28 protein-coding genes and 1 riboswitch are annotated in these 26888 nt (G+C 38.1%); of the genes, 6 read left to right on the top strand and 22 right to left on the bottom strand.

The genetic code is table 11. The features are described from left to right. The first annotated feature begins 4 nt into the window (after positions 1 to 4). Complete coding sequence (locus PQ479_RS10905) at positions 5 to 1483, top strand: UDP-glucose--hexose-1-phosphate uridylyltransferase (protein ID WP_047990361.1); 1479 nt, start codon at positions 5 to 7, stop codon at positions 1481 to 1483. Between the two features lie 61 nt (positions 1484 to 1544). Here the strand turns inward: PQ479_RS10905 and PQ479_RS10900 are convergent, their stop codons facing one another. The 17 genes from PQ479_RS10900 to PQ479_RS10820 all read right to left on the bottom strand — a co-directional run bounded on the left by PQ479_RS10900 (position 1545) and on the right by PQ479_RS10820 (position 17798). Then, entirely contained in the window at positions 1545 to 2057 is a 513-nt protein-coding gene (locus PQ479_RS10900) for a type 1 glutamine amidotransferase domain-containing protein (protein WP_047990360.1), read from the bottom strand. A gap of 148 nt (positions 2058 to 2205) precedes the next feature. Continuing rightward, on the bottom strand, positions 2206 to 3003 hold the full coding sequence (minD, locus tag PQ479_RS10895) for a septum site-determining protein MinD (protein ID WP_047990359.1): 798 nt from the start codon (positions 3001 to 3003) through the stop codon (positions 2206 to 2208). 74 nt (positions 3004 to 3077) lie between these two features. Next, positions 3078 to 3764 carry a septum site-determining protein MinC gene (minC, locus tag PQ479_RS10890; RefSeq protein WP_047990358.1) on the bottom strand — a complete coding sequence of 229 codons (687 nt, stop codon included), beginning with the start codon at positions 3762 to 3764 and terminating at the stop codon, positions 3078 to 3080. A gap of 452 nt (positions 3765 to 4216) precedes the next feature. Next, on the bottom strand, positions 4217 to 4738 hold the full coding sequence (gene mreD, locus PQ479_RS10885; RefSeq protein WP_047990357.1) for a rod shape-determining protein MreD: 522 nt from the start codon (positions 4736 to 4738) through the stop codon (positions 4217 to 4219). Next, positions 4738 to 5610 (bottom strand): rod shape-determining protein MreC, encoded by an 873-nt coding sequence (gene mreC, locus PQ479_RS10880; protein ID WP_047990356.1) that lies wholly within the window; start codon positions 5608 to 5610, stop codon positions 4738 to 4740. The genes mreD and mreC overlap by 1 nt, the downstream gene beginning before the upstream one ends. 16 nt (positions 5611 to 5626) lie before the next feature. Beyond that, positions 5627 to 6667 (bottom strand): rod shape-determining protein, encoded by a 1041-nt coding sequence (locus tag PQ479_RS10875; protein WP_047990355.1) that lies wholly within the window; start codon positions 6665 to 6667, stop codon positions 5627 to 5629. 154 nt (positions 6668 to 6821) lie between these two features. Next, a complete protein-coding gene (radC, locus tag PQ479_RS10870; protein WP_083991348.1) occupies positions 6822 to 7514 on the bottom strand; it encodes a RadC family protein in 693 nt (230 codons plus the stop codon). A 4-nt stretch (positions 7515 to 7518) separates the two neighbouring features. Next, a complete protein-coding gene (locus tag PQ479_RS10865) occupies positions 7519 to 8115 on the bottom strand; it encodes a Maf family protein (RefSeq protein ID WP_047990354.1) in 597 nt (198 codons plus the stop codon). 102 nt (positions 8116 to 8217) lie between these two features. Then, positions 8218 to 9705 carry a type 2 periplasmic-binding domain-containing protein gene (locus PQ479_RS10860; protein WP_047990353.1) on the bottom strand — a complete coding sequence of 496 codons (1488 nt, stop codon included), beginning with the start codon at positions 9703 to 9705 and terminating at the stop codon, positions 8218 to 8220. A gap of 431 nt (positions 9706 to 10136) precedes the next feature. Further along, the gene (locus PQ479_RS10855) at positions 10137 to 10841 is read right to left on the bottom strand and encodes a hypothetical protein (RefSeq protein ID WP_047990352.1); all 705 of its coding nucleotides are present in this window, start codon (positions 10839 to 10841) and stop codon (positions 10137 to 10139) included. Further along, complete coding sequence (locus PQ479_RS10850) at positions 10838 to 11380, bottom strand: PilN domain-containing protein (protein WP_047990351.1); 543 nt, start codon at positions 11378 to 11380, stop codon at positions 10838 to 10840. The genes PQ479_RS10855 and PQ479_RS10850 overlap by 4 nt, the downstream gene beginning before the upstream one ends. Beyond that, positions 11377 to 12327, bottom strand: a complete 951-nt coding sequence (pilM, locus tag PQ479_RS10845) for a type IV pilus biogenesis protein PilM (RefSeq protein WP_047990350.1) — start codon at positions 12325 to 12327, stop codon at positions 11377 to 11379. Before pilM ends, PQ479_RS10850 begins: the two co-directional genes overlap by 4 nt. Positions 12328 to 12348: 21 nt before the next feature. Beyond that, entirely contained in the window at positions 12349 to 13110 is a 762-nt protein-coding gene (locus PQ479_RS10840; protein ID WP_047990349.1) for a prepilin peptidase, read from the bottom strand. A gap of 78 nt (positions 13111 to 13188) precedes the next feature. After that, positions 13189 to 13593, bottom strand: a complete 405-nt coding sequence (locus PQ479_RS10835; RefSeq protein WP_047990507.1) for a type II secretion system protein — start codon at positions 13591 to 13593, stop codon at positions 13189 to 13191. Between the two features lie 78 nt (positions 13594 to 13671). Continuing rightward, positions 13672 to 13755: riboswitch (cyclic di-GMP riboswitch) on the bottom strand. Positions 13756 to 13858: 103 nt separating this feature from the next. Then, positions 13859 to 15067: a type II secretion system F family protein gene (locus PQ479_RS10830; RefSeq protein ID WP_047990348.1), complete on the bottom strand. Its 1209-nt coding sequence runs from the start codon at positions 15065 to 15067 to the stop codon at positions 13859 to 13861. Continuing rightward, positions 15068 to 16108, bottom strand: coding sequence for a type IV pilus twitching motility protein PilT (locus PQ479_RS10825; RefSeq protein ID WP_047990347.1), 1041 nt, complete (start codon positions 16106 to 16108; stop codon positions 15068 to 15070). Positions 16109 to 16130: 22 nt separating this feature from the next. Beyond that, positions 16131 to 17798 (bottom strand): GspE/PulE family protein, encoded by a 1668-nt coding sequence (locus PQ479_RS10820; RefSeq protein ID WP_047990346.1) that lies wholly within the window; start codon positions 17796 to 17798, stop codon positions 16131 to 16133. 197 nt (positions 17799 to 17995) lie between these two features. Between PQ479_RS10820 and PQ479_RS10815 the strand changes: the two genes are divergently transcribed. Genes PQ479_RS10815 through PQ479_RS10800 form a run of 4 tightly spaced genes read left to right on the top strand, consistent with a single transcriptional unit; the run spans position 17996 to position 21052 of the window. After that, positions 17996 to 18424 (top strand): type IV pilus modification PilV family protein, encoded by a 429-nt coding sequence (locus PQ479_RS10815; protein WP_047990345.1) that lies wholly within the window; start codon positions 17996 to 17998, stop codon positions 18422 to 18424. Continuing rightward, positions 18421 to 18888 carry a hypothetical protein gene (locus PQ479_RS10810; RefSeq protein WP_047990344.1) on the top strand — a complete coding sequence of 156 codons (468 nt, stop codon included), beginning with the start codon at positions 18421 to 18423 and terminating at the stop codon, positions 18886 to 18888. The genes PQ479_RS10815 and PQ479_RS10810 overlap by 4 nt, the downstream gene beginning before the upstream one ends. Further along, on the top strand, positions 18888 to 20183 hold the full coding sequence (locus PQ479_RS10805; RefSeq protein WP_047990343.1) for a PulJ/GspJ family protein: 1296 nt from the start codon (positions 18888 to 18890) through the stop codon (positions 20181 to 20183). Before PQ479_RS10810 ends, PQ479_RS10805 begins: the two co-directional genes overlap by 1 nt. 26 nt (positions 20184 to 20209) lie before the next feature. Next, complete coding sequence (locus tag PQ479_RS10800; RefSeq protein ID WP_047990342.1) at positions 20210 to 21052, top strand: hypothetical protein; 843 nt, start codon at positions 20210 to 20212, stop codon at positions 21050 to 21052. Positions 21053 to 21071: 19 nt separating this feature from the next. Here PQ479_RS10800 and PQ479_RS10795 read toward each other — a convergent pair whose 3' ends face one another. Both PQ479_RS10795 and PQ479_RS10790 read right to left on the bottom strand, forming a co-directional pair. Next, positions 21072 to 21938, bottom strand: a complete 867-nt coding sequence (locus tag PQ479_RS10795; protein WP_047990341.1) for a protein kinase family protein — start codon at positions 21936 to 21938, stop codon at positions 21072 to 21074. 55 nt (positions 21939 to 21993) lie between these two features. Beyond that, positions 21994 to 22227 carry a hypothetical protein gene (locus PQ479_RS10790; protein ID WP_273716978.1) on the bottom strand — a complete coding sequence of 78 codons (234 nt, stop codon included), beginning with the start codon at positions 22225 to 22227 and terminating at the stop codon, positions 21994 to 21996. A gap of 352 nt (positions 22228 to 22579) precedes the next feature. On the opposite strand from PQ479_RS10790, the gene PQ479_RS10785 reads away from it, so the two are divergent. Then, positions 22580 to 23017 (top strand): SMI1/KNR4 family protein, encoded by a 438-nt coding sequence (locus PQ479_RS10785; RefSeq protein ID WP_047990339.1) that lies wholly within the window; start codon positions 22580 to 22582, stop codon positions 23015 to 23017. A 99-nt stretch (positions 23018 to 23116) separates the two neighbouring features. On the opposite strand, the gene PQ479_RS10780 is transcribed toward PQ479_RS10785, so the two are convergent. From PQ479_RS10780 to PQ479_RS10770, 3 genes are all read right to left on the bottom strand, one after another. Continuing rightward, positions 23117 to 24238, bottom strand: a complete 1122-nt coding sequence (locus PQ479_RS10780) for a DUF418 domain-containing protein (RefSeq protein WP_273716977.1) — start codon at positions 24236 to 24238, stop codon at positions 23117 to 23119. Between the two features lie 232 nt (positions 24239 to 24470). Then, positions 24471 to 25790, bottom strand: a complete 1320-nt coding sequence (locus PQ479_RS10775; RefSeq protein ID WP_047990337.1) for a bifunctional folylpolyglutamate synthase/dihydrofolate synthase — start codon at positions 25788 to 25790, stop codon at positions 24471 to 24473. A gap of 219 nt (positions 25791 to 26009) precedes the next feature. Beyond that, complete coding sequence (locus tag PQ479_RS10770) at positions 26010 to 26534, bottom strand: GNAT family N-acetyltransferase (RefSeq protein ID WP_047990336.1); 525 nt, start codon at positions 26532 to 26534, stop codon at positions 26010 to 26012. Between the last annotated feature and the right edge of the window lie 354 nt (positions 26535 to 26888).

The following is a 26888-nucleotide window of genomic DNA, read 5'->3' as shown; positions in this document are numbered from 1 at the left end:
ACTTATGATTTATAACGATATTTTAGGGTTAGTTCAAAAAGCGATTCAGCTCCAATTAATAACTGAGGCAGACCGTATTTATGCGTTAAATCAAACTTTATTTCTACTTCAGTTAGATAGGCTTCCAGATGAGCACATTCAACCTAGCGATCATTCAATTCCTCATTTAGTTGAGTCTATTACAGAAGAAGCAGTGAATCGTGGCGTCATTGAACAAGTACTGGATGAAAAAGAGGTTTTTGCAGGTCGATTGATGGATATATTTACCGATAAACCTTCTGTCGTCCGAGCAGCATTTGTCCAAAAATATGCCCAATCGCCACGTCAAGCTACGGACTATTTTTATCAATTTAGTAAAAATAGCAATTATATTCAGACTCAAAGACTCAAACAAAATATTGAATTTAAAGCAGCCACTCCTTATGGTGAAATGGATATCACCATTAATTTATCAAAACCTGAAAAAGACCCAGAGCAAATTAAGCGTGAACGATTATTACAAACCAAGAATGGTTATCCAAAATGCTTATTATGTAAAGAAAATGAAGGGTATGCAGGACGAATCGGACACCCGGCCCGCTCGAATCATCGCATCATCCCGATTTCATTAAAGGATGAGCAGTGGTTTTTCCAATATTCACCGTATCTTTATTATCAAGAACACAGCATCCTCCTTTCAGGAGAACATCGTGACATGAAGATTGATCGAAATACCTTTTTACGGTTGCTTCGTTTCGTAGAACAGTTTCCACATTACTTTATCGGTTCTAATGCCGATTTACCGATTGTAGGTGGTTCGATTTTAAGTCACGATCATTATCAAGCAGGTAATTATCAATTTGCGATGACAGATGCAAAATCAACCTATACATTTAACATCACGAGTTATCCAAATGTTGATGCGGCTATCTTGCATTGGCCATTATCTGTCATTCGAATGAAAGCGGAGAACATCGACGAACTAGTCGCTTGCGCTGAGTTTATTTTGAACGAGTGGAAAACATATAGCGATCCGGCGATTCATATTTACGCAAAAACAAATGGTATCCCTCACAATACGATTACACCGATTAGCCGATACCGAGATGGCAAGTATGAGTTAGACCTTGTCTTAAGGAATAACCGGACAACGGATGAATTTCCATACGGGATTTTTCATCCGCATGAAGACGTCCATCATATAAAAAAAGAGAATATCGGGCTTATTGAAGTTATGGGATTAGCCGTTCTTCCCCCTCGTTTAAAAGATGAATTAGAAAAAATTCGATTATATTTATTAGACGAAACGACAAGCATAGATCCACACCATGTCGAATGGGCCCATGAGTTAAAGACAAAATACGGAGAGATTTCAAGTAAAGAGCAAGTAAGTATGATCCTTCAAACCGAGCTAGGCAGTCGATTTGTTAGAATTCTTGAGGATGCCGGTGTTTTTAAAGATTTAATTAGCTTCAAAAAGTTTTTAACTGTATTAAAAGCGTAAATATCGCTCGAATTAAAAAAGCGGTCAAGATGGAAATTCCAACCTCGACCGCTTTCTATCTTTATTTCAATAATTGTAATGACTCGCGAATGAACGCTGGAATGTCATCTGGTGTTCTACTCGTTACAAGTTGTCCACCGCAAACAACTACTTCTTTATCATGCAATTTAGCACCTGCGTTTTTGATATCAACATGAATCGATTTATAACCCGTAACATCACGATCCTTTAATACTTCTGCTGTAATTAATAGCTGTGGTCCGTGACAAATCGCCATCACTGGTTTTTTATCATCCATAAATTCTTTCGTAAATGCGACAAACCGCTCGTCTCCTCGCAAGATATCTGGTGAAAATCCTCCCGGAATGAGTAAAGCATCAAAGTCTTTTGACGCAATTTCATCAATTCCTTTATCAATAGTCACCTTTTCTCCTTCACTTTTTCCTTCAACAACTGTACCTGCTTCTTTTTCTATATTCACAATCTCATGCCCAGCCTCTTTAAAAGCATTGACAGGCTCCGTATATTCTGAGTCCTCAAATAAATTGGTTACAACGACTGCTACTTTTGCCATTTCAAAACACTCCTTTAACTGAACTTATTTGTACTCTTCCCTTACATTTTTACGATTAAACATAAAAACCAGGAAAAGAAGCATTTTTTAACATATACAAAAAAAAGACAGACATCACCTCATGTGATTGCCTGTCTTTTATCTATTATTATCGCACCTTAAAAAACTCTTTAATTTTTGTGAACATACCTGCTTTTTCATTTAGAGACATAAGCGGTACACTTTCACCTAAAATTCTTCTAGAAATATTCCGGTAAGCAATCGATGCTTTACTCGTACTATGTAAGGCAATTGGTTCACCAACATTTGCACATTTGATAACCTCATCATCATCAACAACAATTCCTAATAAATCAATGCCTAAAATCGAAACAATTTCATCAACATCTAACATTTCACCATTCTTCATCATATGACCACGAATTCGGTTAACAATTAATCGAGGTGGCGAAATATGCTCCTGCTTCTCTAATAACCCGATAATTCGATCGGCATCACGCACAGCAGATACTTCCGGTGTTGTGACAACAATTGCTTGATCAGCACCGGCAATCGCATTTTTAAAACCTTGCTCAATTCCGGCAGGACAATCGATTACGATATAATCAAAATCTTGTTTTAATTCTTCAATTAATACTTTCATTTGCTCAGGTTCTACCGCCGATTTATCTTTCGTTTGTGCTGCTGGCAAAAGAAACAAATGATCAAAACGCTTGTCTTTTATCAAGGCTTGATTCACTTTACAAATGCCCTCAACAACATCGACTAAATCATAAATAATTCGATTTTCAAGACCCATAACCACGTCAAGATTTCTTAAGCCAATATCAGTATCAATTAAACAAACCTTTTTACCAGCAAGCGAAAGAGCCGTACCGATGTTAGCAGAAGTAGTCGTCTTACCTACCCCACCTTTTCCGCTAGTTACAACTATTGCCTCTCCCACGCTCATTACCCCTTTCTATCCAAGAATCATCTAAGATTTAACGGAACTTAAGTTACCTATTTTTACAAGGTGACCTATTCTATAATTTGGTGCTCATTTCTTTGTAATTGAGGTCGAAAACGGAAAAGCTTTTGAACTTTATCTAACACAATACTTTCTTCGTTCTCATCAATAAAAGCTACATCCATCTCTGAATCTATTTGCTCTTCTTTTTCATATTGATAGATTTGGTCAGCAATTCGTAATTGGGATGGTGCCATATGTGCAGCACTAATGACTGCTTTTGTATTACCCTCAAACCCTGCATGTGCTATGCCCTTAAGCGCACCCATTATGTAAATGTTGCCCGTGGCCATAAGCATTCCGCCAGGATTCACATCACCAAGTAATAAAATATCTCCCGTTACTTTAAGAACTTGACCGGATCGAATGACTCTCGTTAACGTCATGATTTCTGACTGCTTTTTCATTTCGTCTGCTTCTTCGATCGATAGTACATTTGATTTAATCTCTTCTATGGCAAAATGAGAATCTTTTGTAATCACTTTGCGTAACTCATGCATTTGTTCGTCTGTTACATATCGATAGCCTACATGAACCTTGACTTTAACTTCATGTCCATCCTCATTTTGATAGTGCTTGGATGAAAGCTTTTCGGCTAATTCCTCAATTAATTGATAAAATCCACAATGGTCATCAAGCAGGAACATGAGTCCGTCTTTTGTTCCTTTGATTGTGACATGCTGTTTTTTTTGCGTCATAACGTTCACCTCAGACCCACACGTCCCTTCCACCTGCCATCACTTCTGCGAATAGCCATGTTTGTCTACATTACTTACCTTAATTCAACACTCACTTACAAAAAACCTGCTATTTAGCAAATAATACTTATATTTTATATGAAAGTAACCTTAGGGCGATGGGTTGTTCCTTGAAGTTAGCTCGTCATCCATCTTACGATAAATGACCTTAGCAGGACAGTGCACCCTTTTTGTTCAGCCGACCCCTAATCGTGATCGAGTTGTAAACGGGCCAAATGTTTAAAAAGTCGCCACTACTTTCATCTTTATTGGTAGCGAAGTGACTGGGGCTTCGCCATGGGGTCCTATATGAAAATGAATAAAGACCTACCAAATAAAGAAAGAAGAGTAATTTAAATTAAATGCTACCCATCAACTATTGAAGTTACCCTTTTACTGCGGTGCTTGTTTGATTACCTTTCGCGCAGTTTGGATTGTGCTACGATATAGGCGATTAATTTTTTTAGTGGATAATATAACAAGATCGCAAAGCAAAGGTTAGCGACAACTGTTGCCCATAATCTAACCTCTAAAAACTCACCAAGTGACATTTGCGTGACATCCAATAATTTAAACAGTCCAAATTGATAAAACTCAAAAAATAGGACTGCACTTGCAACCAACATTAATGGTATGACTACACTGTCTTGAATACGTTTATAAGCTAGTGAAAATAAGTAACAAGTTAAACCAAATCCAAATAAATAAACACCAAGCATATTTGTATAAATGACATCATACAGCAATCCAAAAATCAACGCATAAAACATACTCGATGAGCGCCCTAAATAAATCCCTAACAAAACAAGTGTAACTAAAACAAAACGGCCAACTACGATGTAAAGCCCTTCTGCTGAATAAGTTACATATTGAAAAATAGTTCCTTCAAAAATAAAAACAAAAAAGAGAAGGATACTTAAGTAATATCGGCTCATTACTCCTCCCCCTCAAGTAAGGAAGGATCGAGAGTAACGGATGTACGCTCTACGATGTAGACATAGTCAAGAGCAGAAAAGTCTGCCGTCGGTTGAATATAGACATTTTGACTTAATCCATATTCATCTGGTTCAACATGGACAACTTGTCCAATTTCAAGACCGGCAGGGTAGACATCTCCTAACCCTGATGTCGCCACCATCGTTTCGAGTTCTATCTCCGCATCAATATCAATTTTACGCATAATCAAAAATCCTTGTTCTTCATCATAATCCTCGACAAAACCAATTTGAGGTTCCTCAGATTGAATTTGAGCAGAAACACGATTTGTACGGTCTTGATCCGTTAATAACTGTATATAAGAACTAAATTCACTAACACTTTGAACCTTTCCAATTAAGCCACCTTTTGAATCTATGACCGCCATGTTACGCTCAACACCATGCTGTTCACCGCGATTTAAACCAATATGCTCCTGCCATCTATCAGGATAACGATGTATGACTACTGCTGGTCTTAATAAATAATCATGTAAAGATTCTTCTAATTCGAGCATTTCCCGTAACGTTTTGTTTTCATTTTCTAAAAGGTTACGTTCAACCGTAATTTTAGCGTATTCTTCTAACCTAGCTTTTAATACTTTATTTTCATCATAGGTGTTTTTAATGTCCCCGACATTTTCAAAGAAACCCGCTACAGCATGAGCGGGTTTTGAGAAAATCGATTGGACCCATCCAACAGTATCACGCATAACCTTTTCAGGTCCGGTGATTCGTTCTCTGTCACCTAATGAAAATCCTATTAAAGCCACCAGAATGATAATACTTACTAAGAGAACGATTAATTTTTTGTTTGAAAAAAAAGATGGCATAACCTAAGACACCTACTTATGATTTTCTATCAGATCGTGATGTAATTCCAGCCTTGGAACGGAAGAGGTGTAAATTTTCTAACGCTCGACCTGTACCAATGGCTACACAGTCTAATGGATTCTCAGCGACAATGACCGGCATATTGGTCTCATCACTTAATACTTGGTCTAGATTACGTAAATAGGCTCCACCGCCAGTTAAGACAATTCCTCGATCCATAATATCGGCAGCAAGCTCTGGAGGCGATTGCTCTAACGTATTCTTAACCGCTTCAATAATCGTTGTAACAGTATCCGCTAAAGCACCTGCGATTTCATCAGCCGTAACTGAAATGGTCTTCGGAAGTCCTGTTAATAAATCTCGACCACGAATGTCCATGTCATCGACACCTTCAGGAGCACCAGCGGAGCCGATTTCCAACTTTAATGTTTCAGAAGTTCTTTCACCAATCATTAAGTTATATTTTCGTTTCACATATTGAATGATCGCTTCATCCATTTCATCACCAGCTACACGAATCGATTGACTCGTTACAATTCCTCCTAGTGAGATGATCGCAACTTCTGTTGTTCCGCCACCAATATCAACAACCATACTTCCAGTTGGCTCCCAAACAGGTAAATCTGCACCGATTGCAGCAGCAAAAGGTTCTTCTAATGTGTAAGCTTCTTTTGCACCAGCTTGTTTGGTCGCATCCTCAACTGCTCTTTTTTCAACAGCTGTAATCCCTGACGGTACACAAACCATCACATTAGGACGACGTGTAAAGAAGGAGCGATTTTTCGCAGCCTGACGAATAAAATATTTTAACATCGTAGCCGTTGTATCAAAATCAGCTATGACCCCATCTTTCATTGGACGGACAGCCACAATATTTCCCGGCGTACGCCCGATCATATTTTTCGCATCATTTCCAACTGCTTCAATTGAGCCTGTATCTGTACGAAGTGCGACAACCGAAGGCTCACGCACAACAATTCCTTTTCCTTTAACATAAACGAGCGTATTCGCCGTTCCTAAATCAATACCAATATCTTTTGAAAAACCACCAAACATCTATATGTATCTCCCTTCAGATGATCCGAAATCATACCCTTTATTATATCTAATAATTGTTTAAAAAAATAGCCTTAAGTTCCCCATTTGTAATTTTACATGATTTGCATCAGTTGTAACATGATTTTAACAAAATCTTAGTAATAAAACTCCCTTATTTAACATACCCTTGTTCTTTTAAGCTCATGTATTTTCTATCTCCAATTATGACATGATCAAGCATCTCAATACCTAATACTTGACCCGCTTGCTGCAAACGCCTTGTCACCTCAATATCTTCTTTACTTGGCGTCGGATCTCCAGAAGGATGATTATGCAAGCAGATTAAGGAAGCGGCCGATCGTTTTAAAGCTTCTTTAAATACCTCGCGTGGATGGACAATCGAGGCATTAAGACTTCCAATAAAAAGAGTTTGCCGATGAAGAACTTGATTTTTTGTATTTAAATATAAGGCAATAAAATGTTCTTGCTTGAGAAAGCGTAAATCCTCCATCACATAATTAGATACATCTTCAGGTGAACGGATGACATAACGTTCTTCCGGCATATAATTATGGATACGCCTTCCAAGCTCTATTGCTGCACTAAGTTCTATCGCTTTAGCGACACCGATCCCTTTTAATTTGCACATCTCTTCTATCGTTGCATCTTTTAACATCGTAATTCCATCAAATGCTTGTAATACATGTTGAGCAACTTGTAAGACGGATTCGTTTTTTGTTCCAGTCCTTAATAATATTGCTAATAGCTCTTGGTTTGATAGGACATGTATTCCATCTTTTAACATACGTTCTCGGGGGCGTTCTGAAACGGGGACATCTCGAATGAGAAGAGGCTGTTCTTTCAAGTGCTTACTCCTTCCAATGATTTATTTTTTTCCACTGTGGATAAATAGCGAATGATTCTAAGGATCGTGTAACAGCAGCTACAGGTAAACCTACAACATTTTGATAATCACCATGAATTCCTTTGACCAAATAAGCACCATAACCTTGAATCGCATAAGCCCCAGCCTTACCGATCGACTCACCGCTTTCCAAATAGGTCTCTATATCGGCTTCACTTAATGCATACATCTGTACCTCTGTTTTTTCATAAAAAATAGCTGTACGTTCAGCTGACAAAATCGCCACACCTGTATATACAAAATGACTTTGCCCTGATAACATACGCAGCATTTTAAAGGCATCGGCTCGACTTTTTGGTTTGCCAAGAATTGTATTATCTAAGGCCACAATCGTATCCGCACCTAATACAACACGGTGCTGATGCTCAGCAAAAACAGCCTTAGCTTTGCGCTCCGCTAAATGAATGACGAGTTCACTTGGTTGTAGGTTTTCGGTTACTTCTTCAGTTGTATCTTTACTAATTACTTCGAATGAGAAATCTACTTGTTGTAATAAATCCTGACGCCTCGGGGAACTTGAGGCCAAAATGAAAGGTATCATGAAGGGCACCTCACCAATAGTTTTTCTCTATTGTACAAGGTTATCTTCATAATACCAAATTGACATGTTATGAACAATAATTATTAACTGAATTTTCATTCTTCATCGAATTAAATTTGTATAGTGTTCCAGCGTTGTTAACAAAGCCTGCTGTGCTGCTTTAGCTGCCTCTGGCTCCTTCGATTCATTAAATGTATTTAACGCTGCCAAGGCACCCTTTAATCCATCTGCTACATGTAGGGCTGATGTCCTCGCTTCTTCAGGTAACTCTGAAAAGGCGGCATCCCTTTGTTCATATAATTGATTCAAAGCTTGCTCTGTTCCTTGTAATTGACTTGCTGGTAGCGCTTCTTCAAATGAAAGAGCCGCAACAGATAAAGAAGTCAGCTGTTGATAAAGTGGAATTGCTTCCTCAAACCATGCTTTCGTCTCGGCAGTAGGTGGTACGGTCGTCCCTGTTACTTGATACGTTTTTACATAAGTTTCGACACCGGCTTCTTTATAATATTCACCGACACTTTGAGCAGTCGCACGATCTGGGCCTAAGCCAATAAATAAAAAGAACTTATCATTACTCGGGATTAAGCTCGTCGGATGACCCGCTGATGTCATTTCTGATTGAACTTCTCCACCCTTCTCCACGCTAGAGTAGGCACCAGCTTGGACAATTTCAGTTGTTAATTGAGGCCACTGCATTTGATTATTCGCTGCTCCTGCTTCAACCCCCGTTGGCTGTGAATTTGCTGGTACCGAATCACCTTGAACTACACCCGCTTCATCACCTGTAAAAATCGTTTTAATGACAAACCCGAAACTCAATCCAATAATAATCGCCGAAAGTATCGCCATCACTGTAATCGTTGGAAAATCTCGAAATGAAAATTGCCCTTTCTTTTTCTTCTTTCTCTTATAAGGCAAACTCGGACTTTGTTGTCGATTACCATCATCCCAAAACGGCTGAGATAAACGTTTCCTTTCTTCTTGCACTTCTTCAAAGGAAATCACCTTCTTTGGAATCGGGATTTCAGGAATGATTTCTTTTTCACTAGTGTCTGTTGACTCTTCAGAAGTATCATTTATTTGTTGCCAAGGGTCGTTGATTTCAATTGAGTAATCGGACTTCCCCACTCCTGCTTCAGTAGATGGCTTTGTCTTAGGTGGGTCAGGAAAAATATGGGGAAATGGGTGTACATTATTTTTAACTGTTGTTTGATTCATTGGGCTGTTGTTTTCTTGATTACCTATTTTGGCACTTTGTTTATGTGAATCGGGCTGCATTCTTTTCGTTTGTTTATCGTTTGAAAAGGGATGAAGTGGCTCGACTTTTTTTGTAGATTTTGTAGATCCGGATCCTTCACTCTTTGATACCTTTATTGGATTGTGACTTTCCTTTTTCGCTCGTTCATTCGAATTTTTTGATACATTCTTTGGTTGTGAGCTTTTTCCTTTTCGTTTATCAACATGGACCGGTTGAACTTCTTGTCTATCTTCCATACGATTTTGACTATCTTTCTCGACCGAAGCTGTTGGTTTCGAATTAATTTGATTCAGTTTAATTGATATCGTCCGCTTTTCCTGTCCGCTACCCATGGAACAGAACCCCTTTCACTTCATCTTCTTACTCTATTCTATTAAACTTATTCATTTGATAGAACTAGATTTAAGAATTTTTTTAATAATCTTCTTATTTTCGAGAAAAGTGAGTTCTAATAGTTTCAGAATCAAGTGGTTGCTTCCGATATGTTGCCCTGTATTTGTTTTTTGCTCATTATTGAAGAACGGGTTCGGCTATGGCCAAATATGATAATTGAGAGACATACTATTGTTCTCTTTAAACCGGGTTATTACTACTAGTAACCTGCTGGCCCGTTTACAACTGCGTCACCATGTGGAGCAGGACGAGCAGCGTCCCATTAAGTCATTAATCACAAGATGAATGCCCAGCTAACTTCAAGGCAAAAAACTCCTCTCCCTAAGTTTACTTTCAAACCAAAACAAAAAACGATGGCATCCCATCGTTTTTATTGAAATGGATTTGATTTTTCAGCTGCTGGAAGAAACGGATAATCAGATTGTACAAACTCAGGGAACTCCTCAAATAACTCCGGTAAATAAAACGCATTTAAGCCCAAATTAATTTGAAGACCACCTTCAACTAACTCTTGAACTTGCACCTGCTCTATTTGAATGATTCGGTTCATTTCTTGAATTTGCCGTACACTCTCAATAAAATCTTCATAACTCGAAACCGTAAAATGAAAGAATAAACGAAAAGTTTTTAACCCTTCCACATCCATACTCTGTCCCATTTCACTGTCAGTACCTTGCACTTCGCCTTCATTTTCATCTACTATTAAATCCTCTGTTACTTGTTCGGAAAAGACAAAGCTCGTATCATCCTCCGCTGAAACCGAATGAATGATGGCCTCATTGCCTAGTAATATTGTTTCTAATTCAGCAAATAAATAATCTTGCCAAGCAGAGGTAGGTATCTTCTCAGCTAACCCAGCAAATTGCTCTGAACTTGAATGCTCTACTGAGACATCTTGCTTTTCTTGTAAAAGCTGTAAGACCTCTTGTTCAGTCTGAAGCTGTTTTTCTAAGACGTTCATATTGGCTGATGAAGGTCTTACCATTGAAAAATATACATATAGATGCACAAACATAAGTAATGCTAATCCTAGTAATGCTAACATGATCCTTTTTTTAGACCAAAATAACCTCATGAGCCCTCACCTATTTTTTCTAGACTAGAAGACTGTAATTCAATAAAAAGCTGGGCCGAAAGAACCTCTTCCTGCTCATCCATCTGTGTTAACCACGCGCTCTCAACAAACGATACTTCAAGCAAATGATGTAAAAAACTCGCTGCCTCTTCCATTGTTGCCACCTCAATAGTCAGGATAACCGAGTCTGCCGTATTCCATGTTAAATTCGTCAATGTGACATCTCTTGGAAGCTGCTTAACGATCTCTTGCAATGCTGATGGAATATATGGAATTTCCTGTTCTAACCTCCCAACTGCAGTCGCCCATTTTTCCTCAGCCGACACATGACTTGAGCTAAGTTCAGCGGAGAGCATCTCAACCTCTATCTTTGTTTGCTGAATCTGTATTTCAAAATCCGTTACTTTCGCTTCTACTAATTTCTGTTGAAACGAAGTAAACCAGAAAATAAATAACACATAAACCGCCAGTAAAAATAAGATAAATACGATCGTCATATCTCTTTTATATTTTTCAGGCAATAGATTAATTTCAATCATACTTGCACCTCTTTTTTCAAGAGCAACCCATAAGCATCATAAAACCGGTCGGAATGACTATCTACTTGATATCTGGACACCGGAAATTCAAATTGCTCCGCTAAAAATGCTTCTATTCCAGGTAATGCTGGATGGTCACCACATAACAAAAGCCGTTCGTATTGTCCTTTTCCAGCTCTAACATTGTAGCGATAAAAATGAATGATTCGCTCTAGCTCTTGTGATAATAGGTCAAAGCTAACCAAACTACTTTCTTTTGCTTCTGTTGCTGCGGCCACCTCTTGTATGAGCATTTCTTCGCCTTCCTGGTAAAGATGACGGAAAAAGAGTGGTTTTTCTTCTTCAAAAATCGTAAAACAGATCGAGCTCTTATCGACTTGAGCGATAATCACTTCTTGGCCATTTGTCTGTGGAGCCATGGAGTGAAGTAAGCGGTAATTCATTAGTGGGCTCACATCAATTGCATTTATTTCCACACTTAATTTTTCAAAAAACTGCTGTAGCTGCTGAATAATCGTTTGTTGACAAGCAAAAATGAGAACCTCATCCTCTTTCTCACCCTTATTGATAAAAGCAATATCTAGCAACGGATCATCCCATGGAAGGATGAGACTTTCTCCGAGCTCAAAATAAAGCTTAGCTTTTACTTCTGTGTTTGATGTACTTCTCGGCACAAAATGCCTACGAATCACAAGCTGGCTATCAGGTAAGCATAATTGAATCTTTGTTTTTTTTAATCCCCACTTCTCTATATATGGTGTAATAAATTCAATAAGCTCCTCTTCTTTACGAATAACCCCATTTTCAATATAACCTACCGGAACCGTTAGCTCTTCCTTGTATGTAATCGTTCTTAAATCCGGCTTCTTACTTGTAACAAACCGAATAACCTCATCTTTTAAAATAAGGGCGTGCCTCTTTTGATTCCATAATGAACTTACTTTCATTTTGCTCACTCCATTTTTCTATTAAAAGCCACTGATGGCTCGATACCAATGAATCAAATCCATTCCGTAAAAATAACTAATTAAAGCTCCGGCGACAATAAATGGACCAAATGGAATTGGCTGCTTACGCTTCACTTTTTTGAGCAGCAATAAAATTCCTCCCATGAGAGCTCCGATCAAACAAGCAAACATAAACGTGAGAAGCACCTTTTCCCATCCAAGCGTCAGCCCTAATACTGCAAATAGTTTAATATCGCCGCCCCCCATACCTCCTTTACTGATGATGGCGATCAATAGAAGCAATGAAAATCCAACTGCTGACCCAAGTAACGGCTGCCACCAAAACTCAAAAGGAGCAATAAACAAGCGAAAAACGAGTAAAAATGGGGCGAAAAAGAGCAGTAGCTTATCAGGAATGAGCATATATCGAAGGTCTGTCACGACCACAATCATCAATAAGGAGATGAGAATAAGACTGACCACCCATTCACCAGTCAAACCAAATTGCCAATACGCGAACACAAACAAAGTCGCTGTCATCAGTTCAACACTTGGATAAAGTGGAGATATTGGAGCACGACAAGTTCGACAAGCTCCTCTTAAAAATATGTAGGAGAAAACAGGATACAAGTCTCGAGCTTTAAGCGTCCGCTCACAGCTTGGACAATAAGAACGCGACCGTGTCCACAAATTCCCTTTTGGAAGTCGTAACCCAACCACATTAAAAAAAGAGCCTAAACAAAGACCAATTAGCCCAATATACAGATAAAGCAAAACCTCCATCCCATTCCTCCTTTCACCTACTCATCACGTATAATGGTGGAAAAGGATTGTCCCGGTGTGGGGCAATCCTTTTATCAATTATTTACATAAAGATCTTCCATCCTTGGATAGTTCATTTGAAGTATAATTTCCAGTTAAATCACAATTATCAAATTTAATACTTATAGAAAGTACACCATCATCTTTTACTGACCAATCATTTGTTGTTGGTTCATTCGTCCATGGATCAATAATTTCTTCACCATCAATAAACTCTACTAATCTATCTTTATAATCTCCACTAAACTCACCACCACCAGCCTTATAAAGCGTTGCTGCACTCAATATCTGCTGGGCATTCGCTACCGCGGCGTCCTTTTTACTGTTTTCCATAATTCCGCCTATACTCGGAATCGCAATCGCGGCGATAATTCCTAAGATAACTACGACTGCTAGTAATTCGATAAGCGTGAGGCCTCGTTCATTTTTTAATCTTTTTAACATAATTCTCATTTGTTTCTCCTCCTTTGAATTGGTTAAGCAAAGTTTTTCTTGTCCTTTTAAGTAAGGACAATATTTATTTACAAACTTGGCCGGTTGCACTACTCGCTCTTGATTACCCAAGTGCCCACATACAGATAATCCGTCTTCACGTCCAATTTTATAGATAAGCAGGAATTCTTTTCATACGATAAACAAAAATTACAATATATTGAAAATTATCACTACAAAAATCATAATCGAAATAAGTCTTTTTGTCTAGTTCTTTTTAATTAAAGTTTTGAAAAAGTGAAAACATCGGCACCATAATCGCCATTACGATTGTCCCGACAATAACGGCAAGGGCAACAATCATCACTGGTTCTATAAAAGCTTTTAACTGATCGGTGCCTGTCTCAACTTCTGCCTCATAATAATCAGCAATTTTACCTAACATCACATCTAAAGTCCCTGTTTTCTCCCCTACCGTCATTAATTGCGTGACAAGCGGCGGGAAAACCCAATGCCCCTTCATTGGTGCCGTTAACGATTCCCCTTTTTCTAGATACAGCCGTGAATCTTTTAGCACTTGATTTACGACTTCATTTTTGACGATTCGTTCCACAATTTCTAATGCCTGAAGGACAGGCACAGAGCTGGAGAACAGAGAGCTTAAAATTCGAGTCATCCGAGCTAATAACGCTTTTTGTACGAGCTTTCCGATAACAGGGATTTTTAAAAGGAAACGATCACTATAAAAGCGAACTTTCGGGTCATTTTTGACGATCGCAAACATCGCAAATAAAATCACAAACATTCCTAATAGTAACCACCAAAAACGGCCGATTAATTGACCTGCCTCCATAACAATTACCGTTATGATTGGTAAGTCTTGATCCATATTGGCAAACATATTCGCAAACATCGGCACAACAACCATTAATAAAAAGACAACGACACCGAAAGCAAATACACTAACAACGAGCGGATATGTCATCGCTGCGGTTATTTTTTGTTTCGTTCGATGTTGTTTTTCATAGTCATCAGCAAGCCTTTCTAAAATTTCATCCAAATTACCGCCCATTTCACCTGCATACACCATATTCGTAAAAAGCTCAGGGAAAATAGCCGGATGTCCTTTCGCTGCCCCCGATAAAGCAATACCACTATTAACCTGCTCAGCGACTTCTTTTAACGCTACTCTTAATGGTTTACTTGTTGTCTGTTCAGCTGAAATCGTTGTTGCCTGAACAATAGGAATTCCAGCTTTTAATAAGGTTGAATATTGACGCAGGAATAAAACAAAATCCTGTGTTTTTACTTTCTGAAAGCCAAGATCAAGCTCTTTATTTAATAACGCGTTGATTGGTTCTACTTGAAAAGCGACAATCCCCTGTTCTTTCAGTTGAACTCTCACTTCTTGCACAGATGTAGCTTCAAGCTTCCCGATCACCTTCTCACCACTCAGCCTTTGACCTTGGTACGCAAACATCCCCATTTAGACAGCACCTTCCGTTAAATAAGAGAGGACATCTTCTTTGTTCACTTGGTTTTGTTGAATTAATTGGTTGATAGACATCTCTAACGTGTGCATACCCAGTGCACGATTCGTTTGCATGACACTATGAATCTGATATATCTTTTCATTACGGATTAGATTCCTGATCGCTCCGTTGTTAATTAAAACCTCGGTGGCTGCGATTCTACCCGGAAAGTTTTTTTGCTTAAAAAGCCTTTGTGTAATAACACCACTCAACACAGAAGCAAGCTGGATCCGAATTTGGGCTTGCTGTGTATGGGGGAAAACATCAATAATTCGGTCAATCGTTGATGCCGCATCGGTTGTATGCAAGGTACCTAAAACTAAATGTCCCGTTTCTGCGGCCGTTAACGCTGTGGCGATCGTTTCGTTATCACGTAGCTCTCCAACCAAAATCACATCGGGATCTTGGCGTAAGCAGCTCTTCAAACCATTGGCAAAATTATTCGTATCTGAGCCAACCTCCCGCTGATTTATGACACATTTCTGATGTTTATGTAAATATTCAATCGGGTCTTCCAGCGTAATAATATGACGATTAAAATGACGATTCACATAGTCAATCATTGCCGCTAATGTTGTTGATTTCCCACTTCCTGTTGGTCCCGTTACTAACACAAGCCCGTGAGGTTTTTGAGCTAATCCCTTTAGAACCTCGGGCATATTTAATTCCTCTAAGCTAGGAATCGAGGTTGGGATGACCCGAATTGCTAGGCAAATACAACCTCGTTGATAGTAAGCATTGACTCGATAACGCGATACATTTGGAATACCGTAAGAAAAATCTAAATCTCTTGTTTTTTTTAGTACATCCCATAAATTAGGCGGCACAAGTACCTTGGCGATCTCCTTCGTATCATCCGGCTTTATGATCACTTCATTTGCTTTTTGTAACTCTCCATTTACACGAAACATCACGGGAATCCCAACCGTTATATGAATATCAGATGCTCCGCTTTGAAAAGCTTCTGTTAACAACTTATCTACCTTTCTTTTCATCCTCACACCTCCTTCTTACTTCTTAATGGTCAAACGCAACCTTAAGCACTTCTTCCACAGTCGTTAAACTAAGAGCCGCTTTTTCTAATCCATCCTCTACTAATTGGATCATTCCATTTTGAGACGCCTTCGTTCTAACCAAATGTAAGGAAGTTTGATTCATCAGCATCTCTTTTAAAGGCTGGTCTAAGCGAAAAAGTTCGTGAATCGACATGCGTCCTTGATATCCCCGCTCATCACAAGCCGGACAGCCATTACCTTTATATAGCTTTTCGACGTTCATGTTGTACTTTTCAAAAAGCTCCATTTCCATTTTTGTCGGCTCATAAGCTTCCTTGCATTCCTTACATATTTTCCGAACAAGACGTTGTGTGACAACACCAGATAAAGCCGAAATTACTAAGTATGGTTCAATGCCCATATCAATTAATCTTGGGATTGAGGCAATCGCATCATTAGTATGAAGCGTACTAAATACGAGATGACCCGTTAAAGATGCACGCACCGCAATTTCTGCCGTTTCTTTATCACGAATTTCACCGATCATGACAATGTTTGGATCTTGTCTCAAAATCGAACGTAAACCCGTCGCAAAGCTCAAGCCAGATTGGTTATGAACTTGAACTTGGTTAACACCTTCAAGCTGGTACTCCACTGGGTCTTCAATCGTGACAATATTACTTTCTTCTTTATTAAGATGCATTAAAGCGGTATACAAGGTGGAAGTTTTCCCTGACCCTGTTGGTCCCGTCAACAAAATAAGTCCTGAAGGCTGCTCAATTAACTTCCGAAAATTTTGTAAGTTATAAGCATTAAAATCAAGCTTCTCTAAATCTAAGACAAGTTGCTTTGCATTCAAAAGACGAATAACAATCTTTTCCCCAAAAATGGTCGGTAACGTTGAAATCCGCAAATCTAGTACATCACCTTCTAACGAAAACTTCGTTCGTCCATCTTGTGGGAGTCGGTGTTCGGTTATATTCAACTGTGCCATAATTTTCACACGAGCAATTAAGGCTGAATGTATCCCTTTTGGAAAAGTCCGTACTGTTTTTAAAAGTCCATCAATTCGATAACGAATAAAGACGCGATTTTCAAACGGTTCAATATGAATATCACTCGCCCTTTGTTTTAAGGCAGAAAAGAGCACTTGATTCACGAGCTGAATCATCGGTGCCATCTCTTCATTCATACCGTCATCAACCTCTTTAGGTGCTGACTCAGCCTGCATCGAGATTTCTTTCACGACCGAACTATCTAACTGATAGGTCCGCTCAATCGCACGGGTGATTTCGTCACGCAAAGCTAGGACCGGCTCAATTTGAAAGGAAGTCATCATCCGTAAATCTTCAATTGCAAAAAAGTCCATCGGGTCGGCCATTGCTACAACGAGCTTATTCGCCTCTTGTTTTAACGGCATTAGTTCATTTTTTGTCGCAAAATCTTTCGGGACAAACCGAATCAGATGAGCTTCAATCGGGTACCGATTGAGCTGCACACGCTGTATACCGAGTTGGATTTCTAAGGTATCAGCAAGCTGCTCTTCTGTAATTAATTGCTGCTCAACTAAATAATGTCCGAGCTTCTCATTCGTCTTTTTAGCTACTAATGCTTTTTGGAGCTGCTTTTCGGAAATAAGCTTTGCATCTACTAATAAATCTCCTAATCTTTTACGTTGCTTAAGAGCCATCTACTTCTCCTCCACCAAAAACTAAATCTAAATAACTAACCACCACGATCAACACCATCAAAATCATCCTATTAAAAGTAAAATTTTATCTAATTACCAATACTTTATATCTAGTTCTTTTTATTTATTGTATAATAAAGTCAATTTATTGGAAAGTATTAACTCTAAAAAGTTTTTATGATTAGGAGATGAACGCTTTGAAAGATTTCCTACGAAAAAATGTACCTAGCCATACCACCTACTCCTTTGGTTTTACGTTAATAGAGGTTCTCGTTTCCTTTACTCTGATTATCATTTTCGGATTTTCTTTTTTATTTATTTTAGGAAACAGTCTTAAAACGAATGACTTCAATGCAGAGAAAGTAGAGGCAACATTACTAGCCCAAAGTCAACTAGAAGCAATTCGAGCCGAGCGTGATTTAGCTTTAAGTGACAATAAACAGTATCAATTAGGAACGTTAGGAGAGCAACTTCCACACTTCTCCATTCACGTTGATAAAAAAGAAAAGTCTCCTACATTAATAGAAGTAACAATTACTGTTGCACCTCTTCAGTCATCAAGTCCATTAAAGCCGGTCGTGCTCACTTCGCAGTTATATATTGGAGAGGAGGAGAGCGAGGGATGACCATTCTGAAAAGCCAACAGGGCTTGGCATTACCGCTCGCGTTAATTTTTACAGTGGTTGCCATGCTCGGATTGCTTGTAGTGATGCAGTTTCTAACGAGTGAGTATAAAGGGAATTCAATTCGAACGGAACAAATCATTGCCACCGCAGCAAGTGAAGGTGGGATTGAAGAAATGGTCAGCTTATTACAACAAAAGGAATCGACCATCATTCTAAATCTAAGTGCGCATACATGTCAGCTACCAGATGACTTAACTCAAGTGTTAAATGGGTTTGATTTAACCTATGCTTGTACGATAACAGGCGATCACTTGAAGTTAACCAGTCAAGCAACAGATAGAAATGATTCTGGCAAAAACACAATGCAAACGACGGCTACCTTTTTAATCGTACCTGAAGGAAATCAAATCAAAGAATTAACACTAATTAACTGGGAATCCATGCCTAGCGACGGAGGTCTGTAATGAAACGATTAATCAACAATCAGCGAGGCGTGACGTTAATTGAATTACTTGCTGCTCTCACATTGATTTCACTCGTGTTTGGCGGCATTACTTACGTCGCCATTCAACAAAATCAAGCCCAGCAAACATTCCAACAAGCATCCATAGACCGCACAATCCTACAAGCTACCGTGGCAGAAATGAAACGCCATATAGAAAATGCCAAGGAACTAAAAGAAAAAGGCAACAACAAAATCGAACTCACAACCGCAGAAGGAGATATAATCACCTACGAAATTACAGATGGGACTTTAATAGAAAATAGAGAATTAGATGGGAAGAGAGAGTTACTCCATAACGCAGAGTTATTAGAAACGAATGGTAGTATAGTAGACTTGAAATTACAAGGTGAAGAAAAGCCGATACAGATGAGCCAGAGAAAGATGGTCGTTGTGATGGCTAGGGGGGAGGAAGAAACCAACGAGCCTAGTATTCCTAAACATGATTTCTTAATTATTTGCCGAAAGGGACAGCCTTTTACCTACCCAGAGGAGAGTGACTTTGCTAAATTCAAAAATCAGATGGATTGTGATAAGGAGAACTCTACACTTTCAACTAAGTGGCACGAGCAATTCCATTTTTCAGATGGCACATACAAGATAGATACGGAGAACTTCAATGTATCTCATAATCTTAGAATTTCCAAAGGTTCCCTTATTACTACAGGATCTCTTATTACAAGAACTAGTCGCAATGTTGAAATCAACAACGGAGGTATTTATTTATTGGGTGACTTTGATTCTACAGGTGGGACTAACCGTTTTAAAACAAATGAAATTATTGCTGATAACTTATTTCTATCTAGTGATCCAATATTAGATATTAAGAATGATATTAAGATTAATTATGAAATTCATGTTAAAGGCAATGTCAGTTTATCTGCTGAAAATATTACTGGGGACTATTTAACACTTACAAATGGGAGCATTGTAAACATCATAGGTAACACATCATTAAATAATGGAATTTCAATTACCGGTAATGCTAAACTTAACACTCATAACTTATCAGGTCAAAATTTGTTAATCAATGGGAGTAGCGGGGTTAATAGTAGCGAAATTGCAAATCTAGTCGATATAGAAAATAAGATAGAGATTAATGGTGGAGCTTTTCTAAACACAAAAATCCTGTCTACAGATACAATTAAGTTAACGGGTAGTAGCAGAGCTATTATAAACCAAGAATTTAAAGCAAATAAGGTTACTTTAACTGGCACATCAAGAATTATCGTTAATGGGAAAGAATGGGCACAATAAAACTCACTTAATCGGAGGGGATTTCTATGATCATCACCAACACCATTCCATACTTCCAAAATAACTACCAACCGTCCTTGACCTTCATCCGCCAGTATCACGAAGAATATCCAGACATCTTCAAGGAGTATTTCACAGGTCATTGTGCGAACACGGATGAGCGTTTTTTACAGGCAATTGAGCGTTATGAGGAGCATTTTACTGACATTGACAAGCTTTCACGTATATTGCCACCACTCATAGAGGAGGTGGCGACTAGCTACCAAAAGGAATATGAATTCGATTTCCCTATTAACATTAACCTGATCGTTGGTGGCTTTGGTTCTAATGCTTACACTCATAAACAAATCATCCCTGATATTACCTTTTGTCTTGAGCGTCTACCAACTACTCAGGATGAGCTTCGGATTTTGATTGCTCATGAATTTGGTCATCACACCCATATGAAGCTTACTGATTTATCTGGGATTGACTGGTATCAGAAGGATTGGTTCCATCCGTTTACAACGCTTAATCAAGAAGGAGTTGCTACGTATTTATCCAAAAAAATCGAGCCTCACCATGCTGACTATATGTATCTAGCAGTAAATCAAGAGGATGAGCATTGGTATCAGTTTGCTCTTGACCATAAGAAGGCGCTTATCCATGCCTTTTACGAGGATTATCAAAGGCTTACTCCACTCGAAATGTTCAAAGAATGGTTTTCTATTAATGGGGGCACTCGTTTTGGGTATGCACGTTTCGGCTATGTGATTGCTTTATTCTTTTTCGAAGATCTCGTATTCACTAATGGTGAGCAGGAAGCGATCATCTATTGGCGTGAGCAAGACTACTTTTCACATGTGGAGCAATGGTTTCTAAACCAATAACACATCTAAGAAGAGCTGCCTACTTTGGCAGCTCTTCCGCTCTTCTCCACGCCTCAAAAAGCAAAGCAACACTTTGATAACGAAGCCCCCTCTCCATGGCTACCGCTTTTTTAGCTACTTCATATAACGCAGAGCCTGCTTCCCATTTTTTATTGGAGAAATCTCGTCCTCGTCCTAATAAAACAAAAGCCGTAGCTCCCATATTGAAGACATTGGTAACCTCATCAATCGGAGCATGTAACATAAATTCCTCTGGTGACATAAAACGCGAGGAACCGTACAGTCTTCCCATCTGGTTCGTAAATGGTCTCTTTTGATAATAGTCGATATCACAAATCCTCACTTCATCTCTTGCAAAATCATAGAGTAAACTACCATCATAGAAATCAACCGCCACATAGCTTTTTGATTCGACATATGTATGAAATTCGATAATTTTAGTCATCACGCTCACTCTTTTTTCCACTGAAAGCATTCGAAACTGGTAAAATGGTGAGCATGGATCGGTAAATTTATGCGGTGGTGGAAATGACCAATGCGGATGAAGACCTTCACCCTCTACCCATTCAAATACGACGGCAAAGCCCTCGCCTACAGAAAACGACTCCACCATATTCACTACTATTGGATGAGCTAAATCCTCATAAACCGGTACACAATCCTTTAACCTTGCCACTGCCTCTTCAGGATTTCCCTTAAAATGAATCGTTTTTGCCCCAGCATATTTGATAAATAGCTTTCTCTCACCTTTTTGAATTCCAAACGAAATATTCCCAGAATCCTGTTGGTCAAATACAGCAAAAACCTCTCCATAAGTAGAAAGCCAAGAGAAATCATGTTCCTCTTTTAACTCAAAAGTGATATCGACTATCTGGTGATGAACCACAAAACCCCTCCTTAGCAGATAAAAAAGACGCTCCACATCTCATCCAACACATTCATTAATCTGAAGTCGCCGTCTTTTTATTCACTTTCAATATATTAAATAAATAAAATGCAAATCCCGTTGTCACAAATAACAAAATGAAACCAAGGAAATTAATTGTAAAACCATTTTCTTGCGTTGTGATTGGCTTAAGCATTTCAATATTCAATACATAACCTAATAGATAATAGAATAAAAAAATTAAAGTTATAATAGCATTACGTACCACTTTCACGTTCATTTTTTTCAACACATAACATTCCTCTCAATAAAACTCTTCATAAAATCACAGCAACCATTCGTTTTTTTATGTTCTCACTTTTACTCTTTCTTTCCGACCATCTATCCAATGGCTACTTCAGGCGTTCTTCCTCTTTATGCTTATGTTCGTTTTTACTTTGAGTCGCGAAAATCACAGCTAGTATGACACCCGTTACCGCGATGAAGATAGCCATCCATGTCCATGTTCCCATCGCCATCACCTCCAACTAATAGGATACCATTTTTACCCTTCTTATCTATCAAAAAATTCAATTTATAAAAGGAAATGAGCTCATTCTGTCGAATTTTTCTCATAATCATATCGTAAGGACTGATTTTATATGTGGAAAAACTATATTCAATCAATTGCACCCGAACATATCTTTCACCCTCCCGCTAATCGGAGTCGAATTGAAGCTGTTCAAAATGAATTTAATATTTCATTACCTGAAGCATTAATTCAATTTTATCAAGAATCTAATGGCGTCGAAGAACCATTTGGATTTCACTTGATTTGGCCGATTGAAAAGCTACGTGACGAGAATCAATTTTTTCGAACAAACTTGACGTATAGAGAACTCTTTATGCCATTTGATCATCTACTCTTTTTCTCTGATGCTGGCAATGGCGATTTATTTGCTTTTGCCATCTCAGGAAATAACGTTATTGAAAGAGAGGAAATTTACGTTTGGAATCACGAAGACGACAGCCGAAGTTGGATTGCCCCCAATTTGAAGGTCTTTTTAAAAAGATGGACAAATGGGGATATATCGGTTTGAACTGACAAAATTATAAGAGTTGTACTAGTATTCTACGAACAAAAAGGACTAGAGAAAAAAATTCTAGTCCTTTTTAGCAGACACATTATACATTCAATATCAGTTTTTCTTCATTGGCTGAAATTTTCCATATGTGACATTTCTCCATATCCATTCTAAGGGTCCGTAACGGAACAATCGTAACCAGTAAAATGAAACAACTACTTGTGCTATAAATATGAAGATGCTTATTATCATACCTAATCTTAAATGAATATCCCCATATATTTGAAAGGATTGAATAATGAACAGAGCCAATATCGTCTGACAGATATAATTAGTAAGAGCCATTCTACCCACATATTTAAAAGGAGAAAACATACGATAAAACTTCTTGTTTTTTAAGATTATCATGAATGTGCTCATATAAAAAATAGAGCCACTCAACCCACTTAACGTAATGACATTTTGTAAATAAACATGATTAACTGTCATTCCAAAATTAAATGCATCTACATGCAACAATATAATAAAAGCTGAAAGCATTAAACTAATACATAACGATATGAGCCAAGCTTTTTTTATTAATTTTTTATTTTGCTTAAAGGATGTGAAGATATTCTTTTTAGCTATATAGAAGCCTAATAAGAACATATATAAAGCTGGAAGTGCTGAAAAAGGTAGATTTTGCATGATAGGTATTAACTCATTTTCGATTCTGAATTCAACTAACTCTAAATAATCAGCTTCCTGATAAGTATAAATAGCTGTCTGAACAATTTCTTGATTCGAGTTTATCGTTTCCATTTCTTTTAGAATATGCTCAGGCGAAGAAAAAAATGGAATACTTAAAAGTAAAACAAGTAGAAGCGTTAAAATCGAAATGATGACCTGTAAACTTTTTTTACCTAGCCTTGAAAACAAAAGCAGCAAAAAGCCTCCCACTGCATACGTTAATAAAATATCTCCATACCATAAAAATACGATATGTAAAAAACCTATTAATGCCAGGAAAAGCAATCTTCTTATATAAAGAGTATAATGGTTCAGTCCTTTCTCTTTAGCTCTTTCTATAAAAATATAAAATCCAACTCCAAATAGTATTGAAAAAATCGAGAAGAATTTCGTTTCTATGAAAATATCTAAAACGATACGTAGCCATTGATCGACTTCGGTTAAAGGAAAACGAAAGAAATGTAATTCTGCGATTAATTTTGGTGTCATAAATAAAGGCAAGTTCACCAATAAAATTCCAAATAAAGCAATACCCCTAATGATATCTAATTCATTAATTCTATGGACATTCTGCTGAACGTTTACGACTTATCACCATCCTATTTAACTTTCAGAATAAACTTATTATACATACTTATAACAAAGTTTAACACAGCCTCAAGACGGACTAAGTCATTTTTTCAAGTAATAAAAAAACAGCAAGCACATTCCATCAATACGCTTTGCTGTCTTTGACTTCCTATTCACTAATAACCGAGTCCCAAGCTCCTGCATAATAAGCTTGACGAATTTCAGATATAAAATAAAGCGATCCTGTTATGACTATCATATCATTCTCTTTCACTTGAGAGAGTGCCTCTAATACAGCCTTATGCCAATTTGGTTGGCATCTCTTTACGTTTACTGGTGCCGCTTGATATAATTTTTCTGCTTTGGCTGCTTTAAAAAACTCAAACTCTGTAAATATAAAAGGACTGTTCATCTTCTCAAAAGGCTTTAAAAGCACACCCATATCTTTTTCCTTCGTGGCTGAAATGACAAACGAATAGTTTCTTGTTGGATATTGGCTATTTAATGTTTCCGCTAAAGCAAGTAGCCCCTCCTCATTATGAGCACCATCAATAACTATAAGAGGTTCCTTACTTAAAATTTCAAACCGCCCAACCCAACTTGTTTGGACAAGACCACTCCGAAGCTGATGCTCATCAACCTGCACCAAGCGTTGTGCCACTAATAGCTCGATCACTTGAATGGCTACACTCACATTTTGAAGCTGATGTTCACCCTTCATCCTAATTGTCACTTCGCTCCGTTCACTTAAACCTTTGTAATGAAAAATTTGCTGTTCTTCATTTACCTTGACTTTTTCATAGCAAAAATGCTCCTGTAGTTGGTAAAAAGCGGCGTTATTTTCTCGTGCTACGTTTCGTAAAACTTGTTGCGCTTCCGCTATTAGAACCCCTGATACGACCGGAATATTCTTTTTAATAATCCCTGCTTTTTCAGAAGTAATCTCTTCGATTGTATCCCCTAGTATATGCATATGATCATGGCCAATCGATGTAATCACTGACATAATCGGTGTTATGACATTTGTTGAATCCCATCTGCCACCAAGTCCTACTTCTAGTAAAACAAAGTCTAGATTTGACACTTCAGCAAAATACTCAAACGCGATCGTTGTAATCACCTCGAATTCAGTTGGAGATCCTAATTCTGTTTGCGCTAACTCTTCAACTAATGGGCGAATTTTATTGGCGATCTTAACGAGAGCGTATTCAGGAATAGGCTGACCATTCAACGAAATTCGTTCTTCAAAACGCTCAATATACGGTGATGTAAATGTACCCACCGAATAGCCAGATTCATTTAAAACATGACGTAAATAACTAACTGTTGACCCTTTACCATTTGTCCCCGCTATATGTATAAAAGTTGATTGATTTTCTGGATGCTCTAACCTTTCTAACATCCATTCCATCCTTTTTAAGCCTGGTTTAATCCCAAATGGAAGTAAACTGTGTATCCACTCAATTACTTTTTCACCACTATCCAACATACTCAACCTCTTTCCATTCTCTCTGCTTCTCATTATACAGAGTTTATGTGTTTCTAAGCAATCACCATATCAGCCACTCCAGGAAGCAGAAGCAAGCTAAGCTACCTTCAAACTGAAATGAAAAGAGTTCACGAGCCATGGAAAAATGATAATTCCACTCCTTGTGAACTCTTTTTTATTGGTCAATCTTACTGAGCTGTATCAGCGATATGTCAATGATTACTCGATTGTAATCCAATATCGTTTAATAATATGGTCTTTCTCCTTCATAAAATCACTATCTGCTACGCCACCATTTAGAATAATCGTTCTTTCAGATGCTACATTTGTTTCATCGCAAACAACTAAGGCTTTATCAATACCTAGTTTACCTGCTTCCACTAAGGCTAACTGCAGCATGATATGTGCGTATCCTTTTTTTCTTTCCGTTGGCCGAATACCATAGCCAATATGACCGCCCTCATTAAATAATTTTTCCGTTAATTGATGACGAATATTCACGGCTCCAATGACTTTTCCATTAGGATTCACAAGCCAAAAAGTTGAATTCCGCACCCAGCCCTCATAAATATTTTCTCCACTCTCTGCTTTTTCTAACTCATCTATCATTTCACCAAAGTGAGTTGGGTCTTTACTAATAACAAAAGGTACCATCGGCTCACCTGTCTCTTTCCACTCTTGATAAAAATCAAGATAGGATTCCTGATATCTAATGGATGGTTTGATTAGCTGTAATTTTTCCATGGATGCTCTCCCCCTCTTTAAGTAAGCATACTTATTTCGACATAAGCACATATAAAACCTTTAGGAAAATGAAAATAACCAATCTACCATGGTGGCTTTTTATTCAATTTGATTCTTACTTCATTTTCGTCTTAGTGAATGTTGTACGAATAATCTTTGTACGAAGAGTTAGACATACCCAGCGGTCGAGTCATGCGGAGACTTTCGAGAAAAGCTCCCTTGAGACGTAGTGGCAGATCCGAAATCCACTAGCAAAGCTAGTTAGTTGGGCGCCACGTGATTATCTCGCAGCATGATTTTCTGTAGCAGTAAATAACTCCGCTTATGATCATCAGCACTAACTCCCATACAAAA

The organism is Alkalihalobacillus pseudalcaliphilus (assembly GCF_028610675.1).
Classification (GTDB): domain Bacteria; phylum Bacillota; class Bacilli; order Bacillales; family Bacillaceae_D; genus Alkalihalobacillus; species Alkalihalobacillus pseudalcaliphilus.
Note: the sequence above shows the minus strand (reverse complement) of the source record. Positions and strands in the feature narration are given on the sequence as shown.